The sequence below is a fragment of the Streptomyces sp. UG1 genome, from assembly GCF_049974585.1.
Classification (GTDB): Bacteria; Actinomycetota; Actinomycetes; order Streptomycetales; family Streptomycetaceae; genus Streptomyces.
The window spans coordinates 1-20,186 of record NZ_JBNGGG010000008.1; the positions used below are offsets into that span (position 1 = coordinate 1).

Genomic DNA, 20,186 nt, shown 5'->3' on the forward strand with positions numbered 1-20,186 from the left:
TCCCCTGGATAGCAGAGGCCCCTTCTGTCTCCCGACACCCTTGACACCGCCAACAGGGCCTTAACTTCGTGGCATTGGACGAGGCGGTCGAACTGTTGCAGGAGCGGGCCGCCGCCCTCTGGCCGGACTTCCGCGTCACCGACGCCAACCGGGCTGAGGCCGCCCGGCTGTGCGCCGACCTCGACGGGCTGCTCCTGGCCATCGAACTGGCCGCGTCGCGGTTGCGGACGCTGACCGTCGAGCAGGTCGTGGAGCGCCTTGAGGACCGCTTCGCGCTGCTCACCGGCGGCTGCAGGACCACGCTTCCACGCCAGCGCACGTTGCGCGGGATGATCGAGTGGAGCTACGAGCTGTGCACGCCCGCCGAACAACTGCTGTGGAACCGGCTCTCGGTCTTCCGCGGCGGCTTCAGCCTGGACGCCGCCGAGTACGTCTGTGCGGGGGACGGCATCGCGGCGCATGAGGTGCTGGACCTCCTCGACCGGCTGGTGTCCCAGTCCGTCGTAGTGACGATGTGTGCAGGCGACGGGTCGGCCAGGTACCGGCTGCTGGAAACCCTTCGCACGTACGGGCGGGCCCGGCTGGCCGAGTCGGGTGAAGAGCTGAGGCAGCTGCGGCGGCACCGCGATCTCTTCCTCGCCCTCGCCGAGCGCACCGCCTCCGACTGGTTCGGTCCCGGTCAGGAAGAGGCTCTGGCCCGGATGCGCGCCGAGCACGGCAATTTCCGGGCGGCACTGGAGTTCGGAACGAGGGTTCACCCAGCCGGGGCAGCGCCCGTCCCGGCAGGGCCCGCGAAGGCGGAGCCACACCCGCCGGAGCACGGGGTCACGGATCCCGCCGACGCACAGCAGGCGCTGCGCCTGGCCGCGGCGCTGCGCTTCCACTGGTGCGCCGACGGGTTCCTCAGCGAAGGACGCCGCCACTTCGACCGTCTTCTCGCGGCGGCGCCGGAACCCACCCCGGTCCGGGCCCGGGCGCTGTGGGCCGCCGCCTGGGTGGCGATACTCCAGGGAGATCTCGCGACGGCCGACCGCTGGCTGGACGAGGCCGAGGAGCTGGGCGAACGACTGGACGACCCGTCGGTCCGTCCGTACATCCAGGGCTACCGTGGCGCGTCCGTGTACTTCCAGGGGCGGACGGCGCAAGCCGTGCCCCTGTACGAGGGGGCGCTGGCCGCTCACGAGGCGGCGGGCGAAGGACCGCAGGGGCTGTTCTGGCTGTTCCAGGTGGCGATGGCCCAGGTCCGTCTCGGGGACGCGCACGCGGCGGAGGAGGCCGGCAGGCGCGCGGTGCGGCTGGCGGAAGAATCCGGGGAGCGTCTGTACGGGGGCTATGCGAAGTGGGCGCTGGGCTATGTGCTCTGGGCACGCGGCGACAGGCAGGAGGGCGCGGTGCTGACGCGGGCCGCGCTGGAGATCCTGCGGGGCTTCAACGACTACGCCGGGACCGCGGCTGCCCTGGAAGTGTTCGCCTGGATCACCGCATCCCGGGGCGACCACGAGCGGGCGGCACAGCTGCTGGGCGCCGTGCACGCCCTGACCCGGCACAGTGGAATCCGGGACATCGGTGCCCGCCCCAACTCCACATTCGGCGGGCACCGCGCCCGCTGCGAGGCAGCGGTCATCTCTGCTCTGGGCCCGGCCGGCTACGAGAAGGCCCTCGCGGAGGGCGCCGGGCACGACAGCCCGGCCCGGGCCATCGCCCTCGCCCTGGACACCGCGGCCGACATCGGGTGCAGCGCCCCGGCCACCACCGCACGGTGCCCGCTCAGCCGCCGGGAGCGGCAGGTCGCCGCGCTGGTCGCCGAGGGCATGACCAACCGGCAGATCGCCGCCCAGTTGGTGCTGTCGCCGCGCACGGTCGACGGCCACATGGACAGCATCATGACCAAGCTCGACTGCAGCCGCCGCGCCCAGGTCGCGGCCTGGTGGGCGGCGAACCAGGTACCTACCCCGTAGGAATCAGGTATCGCACCCCGTAGAACCACCCATGTCCGCGAACGGACACGCACCGATGCTTGCCGCATGAAGCGCAGCACGCAGGGCGGGCTCGTCACAGCGCAACCTGCGAGCCGGTGCCGCTCAGACCGTCCTGAGCACTGAGAGCCCCACACCGTCGTGGGAGCGTTTCCACTCTCCCGGCGCGGGCCTGACCGCGGGGCGGGCCCGGTCACCTCCGGGTACCGGTGTCCGGTCACGTCGGAAAACGATGGCCCGCACGCCGTTCGACACAGTTCATCTCCTTCCTGGGTCGGTCCACCGACCACGCACAACGGAGCGCACACCATGTCCCGAGCACACATCTTCCGCAGGCTCAGCGCATCGGCCGTACTCCCGGCGGCCCTTGCCGGCGCCGTCCTCGTCGCCGGCGTGGGCGGCGACCTCACCACCGGTGCGCAGCACCAGTCGCTGGGCGGGCACGTCCAGCTGGCCAGCGCGACGGCCCCGACCGATGGCATGAGCTTCGACATGACGAACGCCGACGCCGACCGGTACGACGCCATCATCAACTTCCTCCGCGGGCGGGGCGGCGGTTGGTCCCTCTACCAAAGCATCCGTGTCACACGGACGAGCGACGACTACTTCCCCCTCACCCTGTCGGTGGGCCGGAGCCGGGTCACTCTGATCTTCAACGCGCGGAACATGTACGTGACCGGCTGGTTCAACGAAGTGACCCGCCACTACATCCGGTTGAACGAAGGGCCGGGCAGTCTCCCGGGGCAGAACGGCGCCACGGAGAACCGGAACTGGCTCAACTACAACGACATGGAGCGTGCCGGTCAGATCGACCGCGGCAGCCAGGGCATCACCATGGGGTCCATCCAAGGCGCGATCAGCGACCTGGCAAACGGCAACTGGCGGGACAGTGCGCGGGGCCTGCTCGTCCTTGTCCAGGCCCTTTCCGAGGGTGCCCGCTACGACTTCATCTCCTACCGGATCACCCACGCGATGCGCAACAACGGCATCTTCTACGCCGGGGCCTCGTCCAACGTCAATGGCGGGTCGGGCGCCCTCTCGCTGACGGCCCTGGATCTGGAGAACAACTGGGGACCCCTGTCCCAGGCAGTCGAGAACGCGACACAGAACCACTTTCCCGTGAACTACCAGATCGGCAGTGGGGCTTTCACGACGATGCAGGCGATTGACGAGCAGCTGGCCATGGCCCTGTACATCAAGATGTAGCCCAAAAACGCGCAAAGTAGCCCAAACTGGTAAGCGGGCTCGGGAGTCGGACAGTGTCCGCCCTCGAGCCCGCTTGCCGTCGCCGGGCGGTCCTCCCCGCGACCGCGCGAGGTGAGACGGCGCACGGACACGGTCGGAGACGCGTCCGAAACTCCCTGGTCAGAGCGGTGCCCCAGGCCACGTATCCCCTCTCGAATGACGAGGGCCGAAGCCAAGGCGATACTCCGTGGCCGGCGGGCATCTGTGCCGATGCCTCGCCTGCTGCCCTGGGTGAGCCCAGCCCGGACCTGCGCCGCGAGATCCACGGTGGCCTTCAAGTCATGGAGAACCGGAACTCGGCGAACACCGTGCAGCACTACGGCAAAGACGGCGCCCTCACCGGCCCGGACAAGGAGCATGCCGAGACCTTGATGTTCGCGCTGCACCTTCTTCAGTCCATCCTGGTCCACACCAGCACCCTGCTGCTTCGGCGTGTTCTTGCCGGACCGGGGTGGGCGAAGGAGGTCTCGGGCGAGGACCGGCGCGTGCTGGCCGCGCTCTTCTGGCCGAATGCCAATCCATACGGCCCGTTCCGGTTGGAGATGGGCAAGCGGTTCAACTTCGCCCTTCCTGTCGTGCCCCGTCCCCGGACATCGGCCAGCATCGCCGGCCAACCAGCAAGGGAGTCCCGCGAGGGCTGTTGAACAGTACGGGTGCTGGGTCAGCGGCGCCGGCACCACTGCCTTCTCGCCGTACAGTTCTCCGGCCTCGTCGGCCCAAACCACCCGTGCCCTTGTCACCGGCCACGGCGGTGCCGGGTTCCGGCCCCACCGCGTGCTGTGGGGCCGGAATCGTTACGGCGGCAGGGGAGCAAGGAGCTGCTGTCGCCTCTGGGGGGATTCGGTCACCAGGCCACCGGAAGAGCGGTGACGCCGTACACGAAGCTGTTCGTCCGCATCTCGATCTCGTCCGCGGGTGCGCCCAGGCGCAGCGTCGGGAACCGTTCGAGGAGTGCGGGAAGCGCGATGCGCAGTTCGACGCGGGCGAGTTGCTGGCCGACGCACTGGTGGACGCCGAAGCCGAAGGCCAGGTGGGCGGTGGCGGAGCGGGTGATGTCGAGGGTGTCGGGGTTCTCGAAGCGCTCCGGGTCACGGTTGGCCGCGAACAGGGCGGGGACCACGACATCGCCCTTTTTGATCTGCCGGCCGCGGATCTCGACGTCTTCCAGGGCGGCGCGTTCCAGGCCGTACTGCGGGATGGTGAGGTAGCGGAGCAGTTCCTCGACCGCTTTGTCGATCCGGCCGGCCGGGTCTTCGCGCAGCAGTGCCAGCTGGCCGGGGTGCTGGAGCAGGGCGAAGGTGGACAGGGTGATCATGTTGGCGGTGGTCTCGTGACCGGCCACGAGCAGGCCCATGCCGAGGCCGGTCGCCTCCTCCAGGGAGAGGTCCTCGTCCTGGGCGAGTTCGCTGAGGATGTCGTCGGTCGGGTGGTCGCGCTTTTGGCGGGCCAGGTTGTGGACGAAGTCCAGGATCCCTTGGTTCGCCGCGGCGTACTCTTCCGGGGTGCTGCCCATTTTCAGCAGGGCGGCGGTGCGGGACTGGAACTCCGCGTGGTCCGCATAGGGCACGCCGAGGAGTTCGCAGATGACCAGCGAGGGGATGGGCAGGGCGTACGTCTCGACCAGGTCGACCGGGGACCCCACGCGCTCCATCTCGTCGAGGCGCTCGTCGACGATCCGCGTGATGGCATCGGCGAGCCGGGCGACCCGCTTGGTGTTGAACCTGCCCTGGAGCTTGCGGCGCAGGCGGGTGTGGTCCGGCGGGTCCACGCTCAGGTTGCCGGGGCCGGCGGGCCTGCGTGCGGAGAGCATGGTCCCGATGGGCGAGGTGCGCAGTTCACTGCGGGAGCTGAAGGTCTCGTGGTTGCGCAGGGTCGCGTAGACGTCGTCGTAGCTGGTGAGCAGCCATCCGTCGGTGCCGTCCGGCATGGCGACCGGGCACACCGGCTCCTTCTCCCGGAGTTCCTTGAGCTCGGGGGGCGGGTCGAACGGGCAGCCTTTCGCCCGCTGGATGGGGACCGAACGGCGCTCGGGCAGGGTTTGCGACATGGGGGTTCCTTTCTTCGTGGGATCTTCGTGGGATGTGGACGAGGCGGCGCGGCGCGTCAGGGCGTCGGGGTCGCGCCCACGGCGTCACGCCAGGCGGCGCGCAGGGCGACGGACTGGCGCCATGCCCGGATCGCCTTCGGCGGCATACCGACGCCGAGGACTCCGGTGAGGCGGTCGCCTCTGCGGTAGGCGGCGACGAACCGGCGGGAGGCCAGGTCGCCTTCCACGACGGTGACCTCGTCGTGTCCGCGCAGGTAGCCGTGGGCCTGGATCTTCATGCCGTACTGGTCGGACCAGAAGTACGGCACCGGCGCGAAGGGCTTGCGCGCCTGTGGGTTGAGCAGGTTGCGGGCGGCGGCCATGCCCTGTTCGGCGGCGTTCGTGCGGTGCTCGACGCGCATCCGCGTGCCGAACAGCGGGTTGTGCCACGATGCCACGTCGCCGGCTGCGTACACGCCGGGGGCGGCGGCGCTGAACTCGTCGCACACCAGGCCGTCGCCGACGGTCAGGCCGCTGCCCTCCAGCCATTCGGTGTTGGGCTGGGAGCCGATGGCCAGGAGTACCTCGTCGGCTCTGAGCACGCTGCCGTCGCCGAGGCGTACGCCACCGGAGACGACCTCAGCGACTGTCACTCCGGTGCGCAGGTCCACGCCGTGCTCGTGGTGGAGGGAGGAGAGCAGGCGTCCGACGTCCTCGCCCACCGCGTGGGCCAGTGGCACGGAGGCCGGCTCCAGCAGCGTCACCCTCGCGCCCAGACTGCGGGCCACTGAGGCGGCCTCGGAGCCGAGGAAGCCGGCTCCGACCACGGCCAGGTGGCAGCCGGGCCGGATACGGTCCCGCAGGGCGAGCGCGTCGTCCAGTGTGCGCAGCACATGCGCCCGCTCGCCGGGCAGCCGACGCGGCCGTACGCCCGTTGCCACGATGAGGCCGTCGAAGCTGACCTCGGAGCCGTCGGCCAGCGACACCGTGCGGCCGGGCAGGTCCAGTCCGGTCGCGGCGCGGCCGAGGCGCAGCTCCAGGTGCAGGGCTTCCAGATCGGGCTCCGGGCGCAGCGGGAGTCTGTCGGCGGCCCACGATCCCGACAGGATCTCCTTCGACAACGGCGGCCTGTCGTACGGCGGCAGGGGTTCGTCGCCGATGAACGTGATCGCACCCTCGTACCCCTCCCGCCGCAGCGTTTCGGCGGCGGCGAGCCCGGCAGCGGAGGCTCCAACGATCGCGACCCGGTTCTGGGAGTTCACGATTCGGTCAGCCGTATCGCCGCGGCCGGGCACACCGCCGCCGATTCCCTCACGGCGTCGTGGTGGTCGGGTGCCGGGGTCTGGTCCAGGAGGATGACGAGGCCGTCTTCCTCCTGCTGGTCGAAGACGTCGGGGGCGAGCAGGACGCACTGCCCCGAGGCGACGCATTTGGGAGCGTCGACTTCTACCCGCATCGGCATGGGCGTATCACCTCAACTGTCATGGTCGGCTTGTTCACTGCGGCGCACGGGGAGCTGTCGGCGGTAGGCCGTCGCCCAGGCGCCATGGGAAGCAGTCTACGAGTTATTGACCTAAGCGGACAGTAAGTCCGATCCGGACATGAAGTCCCTTGATGACATAGCATTGCTTTCGGCCAGGTGGTGGGGATGAGCGGAGACGGGTGACGTGAAGTGCGGCGACACGGCGACAAGCCGACGAGGCGCGCCGGACGCGGAGCGGAGAACAGGCCGTCCGCCGCTGACGGAACGGCGCAAGGCCGAAACGAGGATGGAGATCGCCCGCGAGACGGTGCGACTGTTCACGAGCAAGGGCGTCGCCGCGACCTCGGCCGATGAGATCGCGGAGGCCGTCGGCATCTCGACGCGCACACTGCGGCGGTACTTCCCCAGCAAGGAAGCATGCGTCCAGCCGTTGCTGGCGGCGGGGGCCGAAGCGGCCACCCGGCGACTGCGCACATGGCCGTCAGGGCACACCCTGAGAGAGGCCGTGAACGACTGGAAAGACAGCGACGCCCTGATGGACGAGCCCGACGTCGCCGCGAGTCTGGACCTCATTCGCCTCACCCGCACCGAGCCGGGACTGAAGGCCGTGTGGCTTCAGACGTACCACGAATACGACGGTCAGCTCGCCGAAATCCTCGCCGAGCGCGCAGGTTGTGACCCTGATGACCTGCACATCAGGATCCAAGCCGCGACGATGAACGCTGCTCTGCGCGTGGCCGCGGAGCATTACGCATGGCGGGAGCGCGATGGCCGAGCCGAGCCCGGCCAGAAGGAAAGTGCGGGCCTGTGGGAGGCACTCCGTACCGCGGTGTTGACAGCGGCTCAAGGACTTCCCGAATGAGATGGCGTGCGGAGCTTGGATGACACCGGAAGGGCCGGAGATTCTCCGAGTTGGAGCGGCTGTGCCGACCGCCGACGAGGACGATGGGCACCGCGTTCTCCCACGCGCTGGAGCGACTGGACGAGATCGGCTCGTTCCCGCTCGGGCGGCTGACGCGGCGATCAGCCGCCGGATCACCGGCACGGCCGCACGTGATCTCCTTCGCCACGGCCTCGTCCCGAGCCTGTTCGCGGCCGTGCAGCACAACCGTCGCGCCCTGGCGGGCAAGGTTCCGCGCGGACATCCTTGGCGATCCCCGAGGCACGCCTGTCGTCAAACGATGGCGAGCTCAAGCGGCCAGCGCATCATTGCTGTTCAGGAGGTCAGCGTAGACCTCTGCCGATGTGCGACAGCCATGGGTCTTGCGCGGGCGATGGTTGAGCTCGTGGACGATGGCGTCCAGGCCGGCCTGGTTGAACGTGCGGAGGTCCGCGCCCTTGGGCAGGTACTGCCGAAGCAGCCGGTTGGAGTTCTCGTTGGTGCCGCGCTGCCACGGGCTGCACGGGGACGGGGCCCGCTCCCTCGGTGCCACGGACGTCGTCGCTGATGCCGCCGAGTGGGCCGGCGCGGGCTTCGATCTCATCGTCGACTACGCCGGCTTCGGCACCACCACGGAAGCGGCGCTCAAGGCCGTCCGCTTCGACGGCACCGTCGTCCAGGTCGGACTCGCCCGGACCCAAGCCAGCATCGACACCCTGGCGATGGTCACCAGCCACGTCAACTACCTCGGCTCGATCGGCGGCACCAAGGACGACATCGCCGCCCTCTACGAACTCATGAGGAATGGGGACCTGGCCCCCCAGACCAACGAGATCTCCTTCGACGACATCCCAGCGGGCATCGAGGATCTGCGCGCCGGCAAGGTCGCCGGGCGCCTCGTCGCCCGCCTCTGAACACCGGAGTGAGCGCCGCAGGAGCTCCACAGCCGACGAAGTCCCGCCTCCGGCACACTCTTTGAGGCGGGACTTCGTCCCTACGGCAGGGCTGGACAACGCTGTTCACCCGTACGGCCAAGCGGTGCAGCACCTCACCGACGCTACGGATCAGGAGGCATCCTGGCCGCCAAATCGCCGGTGTGAGTGATGATTCGGGAACTCGTGCCGGTCGGCGGCTGATGTCTGTGCCGTGGATCATCGGGCAGGTTCAGTTCCGACGGTCTGCGGGGTTCGGCTGCGCCCGTGACCGACCCCGTCTACGGTCGGGCAGCAGGGCAGCACGCCTTGAAACCGCCGGCTCTCTGTGACGCGGGACCGTCCGACATCAGCGGCCGGACTTCGTACGTCGCTGCCCGGTCCCTCGGCATGAACTCCACCCGCGCACCGGCGGCGTGTCGTCCGGTGTCACCTGGATCGTGTTCAAGGACCCCGGGGCCGAGAGCCCGTCGAGGACCGTGCGGTGGTGCAGGCGGAGGGGGAGCGGCTGGCGGCCCGGTTGGCCGGGCGGCGGGTGACCGTCTGCCCGGCCCGGAGGAACCGGGTCGGTCAGACGGCCGCCCAGCCGTTGTCCACCGGCAGGATCGCGCCGTTGATGTTGCTGGCCGCGTCCGATGCCAGGAAGACGATCGCGGCGGCCTGCTCCTCGGGTTCGGAGAGCCGGCCCACGTTGCCGGAGTAGGGGGCGAGCGCGGCCGGTCCGTGGGCGCCGTCCTCCACGTCCACCTGGATCCCGGTCTTGGTGCCGCCCGGCGCTATCGCGTTGGCCCGGATGCCCTGGTTGCGGTACATCACGGCCAGGCTCTTGGTCAGGCCGACGATGCCGTGCTTCGAGGCCGTGTAGGCGGCACCGGCCGAGCTGCCGCGCAGGCCGGCTTCGGAGGCGGTGTTGATGATCGCGCCGCGGCCCGCCGCCAGCATGTGCGGCAGCACCGCCCGGGTGAGCAGGAACGGTGCGGTGAGGTTGACCCGTATGACCCGTTCCCACTCGGTGTCGGTCACGTCCGCAAGTGCCGACATCCGGTCCATGATCCCGGCGTTGTTGACCAGGACGTCTATTCCGCCGAACCGCTCCGCCGCGGTCGCGACCACCTGGTCCACCACCGACTGCTCGCTGAGGTCGCCGGTGACGGCCACGGCCGTACCGCCGGCCGCCTCGATCTCCTTGACCGTCGTGCCTGCGCTCTCGGCGTTCAGGTCGGCGACCACGACCCGGGCGCCCTCCTTCGCGAAGGCCTGGGCGGCGGCCCGCCCGATCCCTGATCCCGCGCCGGTGACGATGACGCTGCGCTCGTCGAGTCCGCTGTCCATGTGGTGCTCCCATCAGGTGGTTCCGAGGGCGCTCGGCGCCCGGTGCAGTGACACCATACGACTTAATGTCTTTGAATGACATAAAGTCGGGGCCGGGGTTCCTGTCGTTCCGGCTCCTCGGGGAGAATCGCGGTGCAGCAGCCACCGGCACCGGAGGGACAGATGACCGCAGGGGGACGCACGGGACGGCCACCCCTGAGCAAGGAGCGCAAGGCCGAGATCAGACTGGAGATCGCCCGCGCCGCGGTGGACCTGTTCGCCGCCCAGGGGGTGGCCGCGACCACGGGCGAGCAGATCGGGCAGGCGGTCGGGGTCTCGGCGCGCACGGTGTGGCGTTACTTCCCGAGCAAGGAGGCATGCGTACGACCGCTGTTCGCGGCCGGCATCGAAGCGATCGCCGACGTACTGCGCCGCTGGCGCCCCGATCGGCCGCTGGAGGACGTCTTCGGCAGCGTCCTGCCGACGGACAGCCGCCTCGTGCACGGCCCGGACCGCGCCACCATCTGCTCCCTGGTACGACTGACCCGCAGCGAACCAGGTCTGCGCGCGGAATGGCTGCAGTCGTATGATGCGGCCGAACCGGCGTTCGCCCGCGCCCTCGCCGAACGCTCCGGGCTGCCCGCAGACGCCCTCGTGCCCACCATCCAGGCGGCCATGGTCAACGCGGCCCTGCGCGCGGCCGTCGAGCACTACGCCTGGCGTGTCGCCGACGGGGCGACAGACGCGGCCACAGCGGAAGCCGAGCTCACAGCGACCATGCGCTCGGCCCTCGCCGTCGTGGCGGACGGGCTCGCCTAGGGCCAATGCCGTTGCCTCATCGGTGCCTGGGCGTAGGCTGCTTGGCGGGGCGGGCACAGGGGTGGTTCGGGTGGCTGCGAGTGTGTCTGAGTTATCGGCGGAGCGGCGTAAACGGCTGCTTCCGGCACGGCTGGTGGTCTATTTCGTGCTGGCCCTGGCGCTGTTCTCTCCGGCTCCGTATCTGGAAGTGATGCGGCACCTGGTCGAGGGGCTGTGGGTGGGGTGCGGGGCTGCTGGGTGACTGGCATGTTCCGGCGAAGTCCTCGCTGTTCAGGGCCCGGCAGCGGCTGGGGCGGGAGCCGTTGCGGGGGCTGTTCGCCACGGCAGCCAAGCCGATGGCTACCGAGGCGACGCCGGGCGCGTTCTGGCGGGGTCTGCGGCTGCTGGCCGTGGACGGAAACCTGCTGGGACGTCGCCGACAGCGCAGCCAACGAGGCCGCTTTCGGCCGTCCGGGCAACGGCCGCGGGACACACCGCAGTGCGTATCCCCAGGTGCAGATGGCTGCCCTGGTGGAGGTGGGCACGCATGCGGTGCTGGACACGGAACTCGCCGGCTGCCGCACCGGGGAAGTCACCCTGGTCGGACGCCTGCCCCGCTCCCGCGGCCCGCGCCGGCTCGTCCTGGCCGACTGCGAGTTCCTCGGTGCCCCGCTGGGGCAGGCGTTCGCCGACACCAGCGCCGACCTGCTGTGGAGCGTGCCCGCTAACCGCGTCCTGCCGGTCACCAGGCAACTGCGTGACGGCTCATGGCTCTCTCGCATCCACGCGAACAGCGGCCCCGCCCGGCATGATCCGGTCACCGTCCGCGTCATTGCCTACCAGCTGAAAGACGAGGCCGGCGAAGACGCAGCCAAAAGCTACCGCCTGATCACGACCCTGCTGGACGCGCGCCGGTATCCGGCCCGGCAGCTGGCCGCGCTCTACCGCGAACGCTGGGAGATCGCCGGCCCGCGGGTCGTGGTCAGGTTCCGCGCCAGTTGGAGGTGGCTTCGCCGGTGAGTCTGCGGGCCATGAGGTCGATCATCGCGAGCCAGCCGATGCTGAGCTTGATGGCCCACCGTCTTGGATGATCGTGAACCCGCGGGCGCCGGGTGGGCGCTGGACGGGGTGGACGTCGATGCCGAGGCGGCGCCGTGGTCGATGGCGGTGGTGCGGTAGCCGGCGTCTACCCAGGCTTTCGTGATGTGCGGGTGGGCGGCGGCGATGCGGGACAGCAGGGTCACGCCGGCTGCGGTGTCGGAGACGCTGGCGGCGGTGACCAGCACGGTCAGCAGCAGGCCGAGGGTGTCGCAGCGGAGGTGCGCTTGCGCCCGATGATTCGTTTCCCGGCGTCCGTGCCCTGATCCGCAAGGTGTACGTTGGCGGAGGTCTTGATGGTCTGGGAGTCCAGCACGCAGGCCGACGGCTTGGCCTCACGGCCCTCGGGTTCGCGGAGCGGACCGGCGCCGCAGCAGACCGGTGACTGCTCGAACACGCCGTCCTGCTGCCACTGGGCGAAGTATGGATCAGAACAAGAGTTTGTGGACGTACTTCGAGAGCGGACAGGCCACCGCTGTCTACGACGACATTCTCCAAGTGACTGATTCGTCCTGCGAACAGTCCGAGAAATGTCATCGAACGTCATCGCGACCTGGCGGGCTGACGGGCTGACGGGCCGGCAGGGTGCGGTTTTGGGCGAGGTCGCCCCGGCGCCGCCGGAGCCCTGGAGAGGGACGCTCATCGCGCACGTTGCGGCTGGTGCGGCAGCCCACGTTGCCCGGAGACCCTCCCTGTCAGAGAGTGGGTGCGAGACGCTGCTCGGCCCAGATGACCTTGCCGTTGTGGGTGTGACGAGTGCCCCAGCGTTCGGTGAGCTCGGCGACGAGGAAGAGGCCCCGGCCGCCCTCGTCGGACAGGCGTGCTCGGCGCAGATGCGGGCTCGTGCTGCTGCCGTCGGAGACCTCGCAGATCAGGGACTGGTCCTTGATCAGCCGGAGCCGTATCGGGTCGGCGGCGTGGCGGATGGCGTTGGTGACCAGTTCGCTGACCACCAGCTCGGTGACGAAGATGGACTCCTCCAGCCCCCAAGTGGTGAGGCAGTCGGTGGCATGCTTGCGGGCGTGGGCCACGACAGCCGGATCAGCGGTGATGTCCCAGGAGGCGACGTGGTCCTGGTCGAGGGTCCGGGTGCGAGCGATGAGCAGGGCTATGTCGTCGGCTTGGGACTCGGTCCGCAGTGCCTCAAGGACCGTGTCGCACGCAGCTTCCAGTGAGGTAACGGGACAGGCCAGGACACGGCAGAGCGTGTCGAGCCGTTCATCGATGTCCTGTTCGCGCGTCTCAAGGAGCCCGTCTGTGAACAGGGCCAGCATGCTGCCTTCGGGCACCGTGAGGTCGGTTGCCTCAAAGGGAAGGCTGCCCAGGCCGAGCGGCGGGCCCGCCGGCAGGTCGAGGATGTGTGCGGTGCCGTCCGGTTGGACCAGGATCGGGGCGGGGTGGCCTGCCCGGGCCATGGAGAAGGTGCGGGAGACCGGGTCGTAGATCGCGTACAGACAACTCGCTCCTACGTCCCCGGAAAGCTCGCCCACGGCGCCGGCGCTCTCGGGGCTCTCCGCCTCTCGCTCGTACGCGGCGTGGGTCACGATGTCGTCGAGGTGGGTGAGGAGCTCGTCCGGAGGCAGGTCGACGTCCGCCAGAGTCCGCACGGCGGTACGGAGACGCCCCATGGTGGCGGACGCGCTGATGCCATGGCCGACGACGTCGCCGACGACGAGGCCGACCCGTGCGCCGGGCAAGGGAATCACGTCGAACCAGTCCCCGCCCACCTCGGCGTCGCCGCCCGACGGTAGATAGCGGGCGGCCATCTCCACCGCGGCGTGGGAGATCTGGCTCGGGGGCAGCAGGGCGCGCTGAAGTGCCAGCGCGATACCGCGTTCGCGCGTGTACCGGCGGGCGTTGTCCACGTGGAGCGCGACCCTGGAGACCAGATCCTCGGCGAACGCCAGATCCTCCGGGCTGAAGGGCTCCGGACACGCGGCGTGGCGCAGGAACATGACCCCGCCCAGGGTCGTGCCCCGGGCCCGGATCGGGACGGTGATCAGCGAATGTGCTCCGTGCCTGCGGCACAAGTCCGCGCGTACGGGATCATCGGCGAGCCAACCGACGATCTCCGGGTCGGTGATGGCATGCAGTTCCGCACGACCCGTGATGAGGACCCGGGTGACAGGAGAAGCCGGTGGATGGACCTGGCTTTGGCCTACGGCGAGGGCTGCCTCGTCCGCCCGCTCGTACACGGACAGGTTCGCGGCCCGGCGCAGGGCCGCGCCGCGTCCGGGGAGAACGGGGTCGGGCTGTTCACCCTGGAAGACGGCGTCGAACAGATCGACGGTGACGACGTCGGCGAAGCGGGGAACGGCGACCTCGGCCAGCTCCCGGGCCGCCCCGGTGACGTCCAGGGTGGTGCCGATGCGGGTTCTGGCCTCGCCCAGCAGCTCGAGCCGTTGCCGTGAGTAGTGCTGCTGGGTGTAGTCGTACACCGCCAGGCTCACCGCGCACACCTTGCCCGCCGCGTCCTTGAGCGGGAACATGTCGACGGCCCAGGGGTGTGGCTTGCTTCCGGGCGGCGTACTGACCTCGTGCTCCATGTAATCCGGTTCACCGGTCTCGACCACCCGCAGAATCCGCAGCTCGGCGTCCTCGAACGTCGGCCCCTGCAGTTGTTCGGTCAGGCGCAGGCCGCGGACTTCGTCCTCAGGGCGGCCGATCACTTCCGCCATCTTCTCGTTGATCCGCAGCAGCCGACCGTCCCGGTCGTAGATCACCAGAGCGATGGGGTACTGGTCGAACTCCCGCCGCATGAGGGTTTCCCCCTCGCGGACATCAGCGCTCTCCGTTGGCGCGTCGCTTTGCCCGGTGGTGACGGCTGTGAGAGCGTAACCGACCTCACGCTCACCGTCCCGCAGCGAGCACAGACGCACCTGGACACTGGGCTCCCGCCCCTCCCGGCCACGGAATCTGTCGTCGGAGAGCAGCTCGGCCACGGGCCTGCCGATGACTTCCGCAGAGGCGTATCCGAGCAGTTGCTGGACCGCCGGGCTGCAACATGTCACACGGCCGCTCGGGTCCGTCATCACGACGATGGCGGACGTGTCGCAGTCGGCGCCCGTCGATCCGGGAACGAGCCGATCGAAAGGGAGACCCATGGTGATCACCCGGACTGTTTGCTGTAAGTGTCTTAGTCCACGATGGCCCCAAAGGTGGTTGCCGACAAAGCGATTCCCGGCTCCCTCGGCCTGCTCGTCGCCTACCAGGTTGCACGGCAGATCGCCGTCGACGCCGCCACCCGCGCCGGGATCGATCCGTCCCGGATCTCATTGGCTGTCTCTGTACGGACCGCCCGCCACCCACACAGCTCGCCGACCCAGTCCAGACGGGCCGGAGTGTCACGGACATCGCCTACGCGGTCGGCTTCAAGGACGCCGCACACTTCGCCCGCGCCTTGAAGAGCCGCCACTGCGTCAGCCCGCGTGAGTATCGCAGGGACCACTCGGCTGCTCCACAGAAGCCTGGCGCATAGCCGTTCCGGTGGCTGGTGGAGACTGGAAGACGGCGTATGGTCTTTTTCCTCGTCCTCAGATCTCGTCGCCGCCGGGCCCGTGTCGTTGCGGGACGGCAGCCGAAGCCCGCTCTTCGATCCGGTGCACCGCGGCCCGCAGGTCGTCCAGGTGGCGCCGCGCCACTTCCTGCGCGGACATGACCGTCTTGCGCCAGGTCACGTTGACGCACCCCAGGACCTCCCCGTGCAGGCGGATCGGTACGGCGATCGAGTTGCGGCCGTCGAAGTCGTACTCCGGTGCGCGCACGCTGTATCCGCGGGACCGGGTGGTCGCCAGCAGACGCCGCAGCCAGCCCGGGTCGTGGGCGTATGCGTTGCCCGGAGCGTCGTGCTCGCGCAGGCGGCGCAGGACCGCCTCCCGTTCCCGCTCGGCGCAGAAGGCGATGTAGGCCCGGCCAGAGGCGCCGAGCAGCATGTGCGAACGGAAACCGATGGGCGCGACGGGGACCACCTCGTCGAAGTACGCCTTGGGGCTGTTGGTGTCGATCGTCTCCATGTAGTCCAGCCGGGGCACGGTCAGCACGGACGGCCACATCACGCGCTCGCACAGCTCTTCCAGGACCGACGACGCCAGCTCGCCGAGCCACTCGACGTCGTTGTACGGGGCCCTCTGGGGTCTGAGGCTCGCGACGAACGCCCCGTCGGCGAGCCGCTGCCAGACCAGGCCCTCCTGGTTGCAGGTGTGCAGGATGCGGATCAGGGAGGCTTTGGGGATGCCGGTGACCTGGTGCAGGTCGTGCAGGCTGGCGGCACGCATCTCCTCCAGGGCCTTCAGCACCCGTAGGCCGCGCTCGAGAGAGCTGATCGTTTTCACCTGGTACTGCCGCATGAGACGACCCTCACCTGCGCAGATGGGGAGCGGATTTCACCAAGTGAAAAGCTAGCAGGGAACTGTTGCTCGCGTCCCGGCTCGTCGGAGACCGTTCCTCCAATGACGCGAGGAGGCGACATGACCGTCGAGACAGCGGGGGGCTTCCCTGCCACTGGTCGGGCACACGGCGCAGCCGGCAGGGCCGCCGTGGTGGCCGAAGGCGAGCTGCTGTGGACGCCCGGCCCGCGGCGGGTCGCGGAGGCCAATGTCACGCGGTTCGCGGATTGGCTGTCCCGGGAACGGGGACTGCGGTTCGACGGATACGACGAGCTGTGGAACTGGTCCGTCACCGACCTGGAGGGATTCTGGGGCGCACTGTGGGACTACTTCGGCATTCGGTCGACGGCCCCGTACTCCTCGGTGCTCGACGGCCGGAACATGCCAGGGGCGCGGTGGTTTCCCGGGGCGCGGCTGAACTACGCCGAGCACGTCCTGCGAAACGAACGGTCGGGCACCGACGCCGTGGTGTTCGGCTCCGAGAGCGCCGCTCCGGTCGGCCTTCCGTGGGAGGACTTCGCGGGCCGGGTGCGCGTCCTGGCGACCCGGTTGCGGGCGTTCGGCGTACGCCCCGGCGACCGGGTCTGCGGGTATCTTCCGAACGTGCCTCAGGCCGCGATCGCGATGCTCGCGACGACGGCCATCGGGGCCGTATGGGCGAGCGCTTCCCCCGACTTCGGGTCGCGAGGCGTCATCGACCGGTTCGGCCAGCTCAGGCCGAAGGTCCTGTTCTGCGTCGACGGCTACCGCTACGGCGGAAAGACCTTCGACCGCCGGGACGAGGTGCGCCGCATCGCCGACGCGCTTCCGGGCCTGGAGCACGTGATCCACCTTCCCGTCCTCGACGACGGGGACGACGAGCCGCCGGCCGTCGGCGGCCTGCGCTGGGAGGAGGTCCTCGACCACCCGCCCGTTCCCGCCGAAGGCTTCGACTTCGAGCACGTCCCCTTCGACCACCCGCTGTGGGTGCTCTTCTCCTCCGGTACGACGGGACTGCCCAAGGCGATCATCCATGGGCACGGCGGCATCCTGCTGGAGCAGCTGAAGCTGCAGACCTTCCACATGGACCTGCGCGAGGGCGACCGGCCGCTGTTCTTCACCACCACCGGCTGGATGATGTGGAACTTCCTGATCAGCTCCCTGCTGGTCGGCGCCTGCCCAGTGCTCTACGACGGCAACCCCGCCCACCCGGAGCCGGACGTGCTGTGGCGGATCGCGCAGGACACCCGGACCACCTTCTTCGGCGCCAGCCCCGCCTACGTCGACCTCATGACCAAGGCCGGCATCGTCCCCGGCGAACGCTACGACCTGTCCGCCCTGCGCACGGTCATGCCCGCCGGCTCACCGGTGTCGCCCCAGTGCACCGCCTGGTTCTACGGCAACGTCAAGGCGGACCTGTGGATCGCCACCGGCAGCGGCGGCACCGACTGCTGCACCGGCTTCGTCGGCGGTGTGCCCACCCTGCCCGTATACGCCGGCGAGATGCAGGCCCGCTCGCTGGGGGTCGCCGCGTACGCCTACGACGAACACGGCCGCCAGATCGTGGACGAGGTCGGCGAGCTGGTGATCACGGAGCCGCTGCCGTCCATGCCGGTCACGTTCTGGGGCCCGGACGGGGACGAGCGGTACCGCCGTACGTACTTCGAGGACTTCCCGGGCGTCTGGCGGCACGGCGACTTCTTCAAGGTCAACGCTCGCGGCGGCTGCTTCGTACTCGGCCGCGCCGACGCCACCCTCAACCGGCAGGGCGTGCGCATCGGCACCGCGGAGATCTACCGGGTCGTCGAAGCCCTCGACCAGGTCACGGGAGCCCTGGTGGTCAGCCTGAACCTGCCGGACGAGAAGTTCTTCATGCCGCTGTTCGTCGCCCTGACCGACGGCGTCACCCTCGACGCCGGCCTCCAGCAGACGATCCGGGACCGGCTCCGCCGCGAGTACAGCCCCCGCCACGTACCGGACCGCATCATCCAGGTCCCGGCCGTCCCGACCACCCTGACCGGCAAGAAGCTCGAGGTGCCGGCGCGCCGCATCCTGCTCGGCACCCCCGTCGAGCAGGCGGCCGACCGCAGCACGGTCGCCGACCCGCGCGCGCTCGACGCCCTCGCCCGCTACGCCCGTACCCAGCGCGACTACCCCCTGGCCACCGCCACCGTCTGAGCCGCACCCTCGGATCCCCGCTCCCTACCGCCTGAGCCGCACACCTTGGAGAGCCCCGTGAACGATGCCAGACCCGCCCCCCGTTTCCCACTGCCCTCGGAACTGACCGACGTCGCGGGCGCCGAAGGCTGGGCGTCGATGTACCCGTACTACACCCGGTTCCAGCCCGGGGACGACCAGCGGTTCTGGTTCTACAACGCGATGCACTTCCCCGAGCCGATGCCCGCGTTCGACGCCATCACCGCCGAGGCGCCCTACACCGCTCTCGGCGCGAACACCGCGCGCATGTTCGTCTTCCCCACCACGCTCGGCATCGAGCACCGCATCGTCAACGGCCGGGTCTACATCACCGCCAACCCGGTCACCGACCCCGAGGAGATCCAGCGGCGGCTCGCGGAGTTCAGCGAGCGGGCGGGGTACTACTACGAGAACTGGGACGAGCTCTACCAGGGCTGGGTCGCCCGCATCACCGGGCTGATCGACGAGGTGCAGCGGATCGAGGTGCCCCGGCTGCCCGAGTTCGAGGACCCGGAGGTCGTGTTCCAGGCCAAGGGTGTGGCCCAGAACCACTACGTCCGGGAGAGCTACCACCGGCTGATCGACCTGTACTCCAAGATGTGGCACCACCACTCCGAGTTCCTGATGCTCGGCTATGGCGCCTACGTCGTGTTCTTCGAGTTCTGCAAGACCTCGTTCCCGGAGATCCCCGACCAGGACGTGGCCCGCATGGTCGCCGGGATCGACGTCATCCTCTACCGCCCGGACGACGAGCTGAAGAAGCTGGCGAAGCTGGCGGTCGAGTACGGCGTCGACGATCTCTTCGTCGAGGGCTGCGAGCCGGACAAGGTGCTGGCCGCGCTCGCCGCCCGCGGGGACGGCGGCCGGAGCTGGCTGGAGGCGATGGACGCCGCGCGCGAGCCGTGGTTCAACATGTCGACCGGCGCCGGTTTCTACCATCACCACCGCAGCTGGAACGACGACCTCACGGTGCCGTTCGCGGCGCTGCCCGGCTATGTCGACCAGGCCAGGAGGGGCGAGCTGCTCGACCGCCCCACCGAACAGCTCACGGCCGAGCGCGAACGCATCGCCCAGGAGTACCGCTCCCTGCTGGCCGGAGAGGAGGAGCAGGCCGCCTTCGACCAGATGCTGGGCCTGGCCCGGGTGGTGTTCCCCTTCGTCGAGGACCACAACTTCTACTGCGAGCACTACTTCACCACCAAGTTCTTCGCCAAGGTCCGCGAGTTCGGTGAGCTGCTACATGACCACGGGGTCCTGGCCGACGCCGAGGACGTCTTCCAGCTGAACCACACCGAGGTCGGCCAGGCCTTGACCGACGTGATGCTCGCCTGGGCGGCCGGGAGCAAGCCGGTGGGTTCGGCGCACGTGCGCGAGACGGTCGCTGAGCGCAAGCGGATGCTGGACGCCCTCGCGGGCTGGTCCCCGCCGCCCGCGCTGGGCCCTGTCCCCGAGGCACTCAACGACCCGGCGGTCCGCATGCTGTGGGGCATCACCGCCGAGACCATCCAGGCCTGGTCCACACCGACCGCGGACGGCGATCACGAGGTGCGCGGCTTCGCCGCCTCGCCGGGCGTCGTCGAGGGCACCGCCCGGGTGTTGCTCAGCGCCAACGACATCGGCCAGGTCCGGGAGGGCGAGGTGCTGGTCTGTCCGGTGACCGCGCCCAGCTGGGGCCCTGTCTTCGGCAAGATCGTGGCCGCCGTCTCGGACATCGGCGGCACCATGTCGCACGCGGCGATCGTGGCCCGTGAGTACGGGCTGCCCGCCGTCGTCGGCACCGGCCACGCCACCAAGCGGATCACCACCGGCCAGCGGCTGCGCGTGGACGGCGACCGCGGCATCGTCACCATCCTCGACTGAGCATGGGGAGCACGACA

The 20,186-nt window shown here is 69.6% G+C and carries 16 protein-coding genes and 3 pseudogenes; 11 read left to right on the forward strand and 8 right to left on the reverse strand.

Going from position 1 to position 20,186, the window contains the following annotated elements; all coding sequences use genetic code 11:
• Positions 1-68 precede the first annotated feature (68 nt).
• The 3 genes from ACP4J3_RS10710 to ACP4J3_RS10720 all read left to right on the forward strand — a co-directional run bounded on the left by ACP4J3_RS10710 (position 69) and on the right by ACP4J3_RS10720 (position 3,865).
• Complete coding sequence (locus tag ACP4J3_RS10710; protein ID WP_426532828.1) at positions 69-1,958, forward strand: ATP-binding protein; 1,890 nt, start codon at positions 69-71, stop codon at positions 1,956-1,958.
• A gap of 327 nt (positions 1,959-2,285) precedes the next feature.
• Positions 2,286-3,182, forward strand: a complete 897-nt coding sequence (locus ACP4J3_RS10715; RefSeq protein WP_426532830.1) for a ribosome-inactivating family protein — start codon at positions 2,286-2,288, stop codon at positions 3,180-3,182.
• 167 nt (positions 3,183-3,349) lie between these two features.
• On the forward strand, positions 3,350-3,865 hold the full coding sequence (locus tag ACP4J3_RS10720; RefSeq protein WP_426532832.1) for a Tn3 family transposase: 516 nt from the start codon (positions 3,350-3,352) through the stop codon (positions 3,863-3,865).
• A gap of 200 nt (positions 3,866-4,065) precedes the next feature.
• On the opposite strand, the gene ACP4J3_RS10725 is transcribed toward ACP4J3_RS10720, so the two are convergent.
• The 3 genes from ACP4J3_RS10725 to ACP4J3_RS10735 are packed head-to-tail and all read right to left on the reverse strand — an operon-like array spanning position 4,066 to position 6,703.
• The gene (locus ACP4J3_RS10725) at positions 4,066-5,268 is read right to left on the reverse strand and encodes a cytochrome P450 (RefSeq protein ID WP_426532834.1); all 1,203 of its coding nucleotides are present in this window, start codon (positions 5,266-5,268) and stop codon (positions 4,066-4,068) included.
• 56 nt (positions 5,269-5,324) lie between these two features.
• Positions 5,325-6,509 (reverse strand): NAD(P)/FAD-dependent oxidoreductase, encoded by a 1,185-nt coding sequence (locus tag ACP4J3_RS10730; protein WP_426532836.1) that lies wholly within the window; start codon positions 6,507-6,509, stop codon positions 5,325-5,327.
• A complete protein-coding gene (locus ACP4J3_RS10735) occupies positions 6,506-6,703 on the reverse strand; it encodes a ferredoxin (RefSeq protein ID WP_426532838.1) in 198 nt (65 codons plus the stop codon). The genes ACP4J3_RS10730 and ACP4J3_RS10735 overlap by 4 nt, the downstream gene beginning before the upstream one ends.
• A gap of 313 nt (positions 6,704-7,016) precedes the next feature.
• Between ACP4J3_RS10735 and ACP4J3_RS10740 the strand changes: the two genes are divergently transcribed.
• A complete protein-coding gene (locus ACP4J3_RS10740; protein WP_426532840.1) occupies positions 7,017-7,592 on the forward strand; it encodes a TetR/AcrR family transcriptional regulator in 576 nt (191 codons plus the stop codon).
• A 328-nt stretch (positions 7,593-7,920) separates the two neighbouring features.
• On the opposite strand, the pseudogene ACP4J3_RS10745 reads toward ACP4J3_RS10740, so the two are convergent.
• Positions 7,921-8,136: pseudogene (locus ACP4J3_RS10745) on the reverse strand (transposase); the annotation flags it as partial.
• Between ACP4J3_RS10745 and ACP4J3_RS10750 the strand changes: the two are divergent.
• Entirely contained in the window at positions 8,111-8,524 is a 414-nt protein-coding gene (locus ACP4J3_RS10750) for a zinc-binding dehydrogenase (RefSeq protein WP_426532842.1), read from the forward strand. The pseudogene ACP4J3_RS10745 and the gene ACP4J3_RS10750 sit on opposite strands and share 26 nt — an antisense overlap.
• Positions 8,525-9,112: 588 nt before the next feature.
• Here ACP4J3_RS10750 and ACP4J3_RS10755 read toward each other — a convergent pair.
• Positions 9,113-9,874, reverse strand: coding sequence for an SDR family NAD(P)-dependent oxidoreductase (locus ACP4J3_RS10755; RefSeq protein WP_426532844.1), 762 nt, complete (start codon positions 9,872-9,874; stop codon positions 9,113-9,115).
• A gap of 162 nt (positions 9,875-10,036) precedes the next feature.
• Here ACP4J3_RS10755 and ACP4J3_RS10760 point away from each other — a divergent pair, with 162 nt between their 5' ends.
• The 3 genes and pseudogenes from ACP4J3_RS10760 to ACP4J3_RS10770 all read left to right on the forward strand — a co-directional run.
• Positions 10,037-10,672 carry a TetR/AcrR family transcriptional regulator gene (locus ACP4J3_RS10760; protein ID WP_426532846.1) on the forward strand — a complete coding sequence of 212 codons (636 nt, stop codon included), beginning with the start codon at positions 10,037-10,039 and terminating at the stop codon, positions 10,670-10,672.
• 82 nt (positions 10,673-10,754) lie between these two features.
• Positions 10,755-10,913 carry a transposase domain-containing protein gene (locus ACP4J3_RS10765; RefSeq protein ID WP_426532848.1) on the forward strand — a complete coding sequence of 53 codons (159 nt, stop codon included), beginning with the start codon at positions 10,755-10,757 and terminating at the stop codon, positions 10,911-10,913.
• 209 nt (positions 10,914-11,122) lie between these two features.
• Positions 11,123-11,671: pseudogene (locus ACP4J3_RS10770) on the forward strand (transposase); the annotation flags it as partial.
• Positions 11,672-11,871: 200 nt separating this feature from the next.
• Here the strand turns inward: ACP4J3_RS10770 and ACP4J3_RS10775 are convergent.
• A pseudogene (locus ACP4J3_RS10775) lies at positions 11,872-12,069 on the reverse strand (hypothetical protein); the annotation flags it as partial.
• Between the two features lie 375 nt (positions 12,070-12,444).
• Positions 12,445-14,853, reverse strand: coding sequence for a SpoIIE family protein phosphatase (locus ACP4J3_RS10780; RefSeq protein WP_426532850.1), 2,409 nt, complete (start codon positions 14,851-14,853; stop codon positions 12,445-12,447).
• A 170-nt stretch (positions 14,854-15,023) separates the two neighbouring features.
• On the opposite strand from ACP4J3_RS10780, the gene ACP4J3_RS10785 reads away from it, so the two are divergent.
• Positions 15,024-15,227 carry a helix-turn-helix domain-containing protein gene (locus ACP4J3_RS10785; protein ID WP_426533240.1) on the forward strand — a complete coding sequence of 68 codons (204 nt, stop codon included), beginning with the start codon at positions 15,024-15,026 and terminating at the stop codon, positions 15,225-15,227.
• Between the two features lie 55 nt (positions 15,228-15,282).
• Here ACP4J3_RS10785 and ACP4J3_RS10790 read toward each other — a convergent pair whose 3' ends face one another.
• Positions 15,283-16,095: an IclR family transcriptional regulator domain-containing protein gene (locus ACP4J3_RS10790; RefSeq protein WP_426532852.1), complete on the reverse strand. Its 813-nt coding sequence runs from the start codon at positions 16,093-16,095 to the stop codon at positions 15,283-15,285.
• A 120-nt stretch (positions 16,096-16,215) separates the two neighbouring features.
• Here ACP4J3_RS10790 and ACP4J3_RS10795 point away from each other — a divergent pair, with 120 nt between their 5' ends.
• Both ACP4J3_RS10795 and ACP4J3_RS10800 read left to right on the forward strand, forming a co-directional pair.
• Positions 16,216-18,291 (forward strand): acetoacetate--CoA ligase, encoded by a 2,076-nt coding sequence (locus ACP4J3_RS10795; RefSeq protein WP_426532854.1) that lies wholly within the window; start codon positions 16,216-16,218, stop codon positions 18,289-18,291.
• Positions 18,292-18,348: 57 nt separating this feature from the next.
• Positions 18,349-20,169 carry a PEP-utilizing enzyme gene (locus ACP4J3_RS10800; protein ID WP_426532856.1) on the forward strand — a complete coding sequence of 607 codons (1,821 nt, stop codon included), beginning with the start codon at positions 18,349-18,351 and terminating at the stop codon, positions 20,167-20,169.
• The last annotated feature ends 17 nt before the right edge of the window (positions 20,170-20,186 follow it).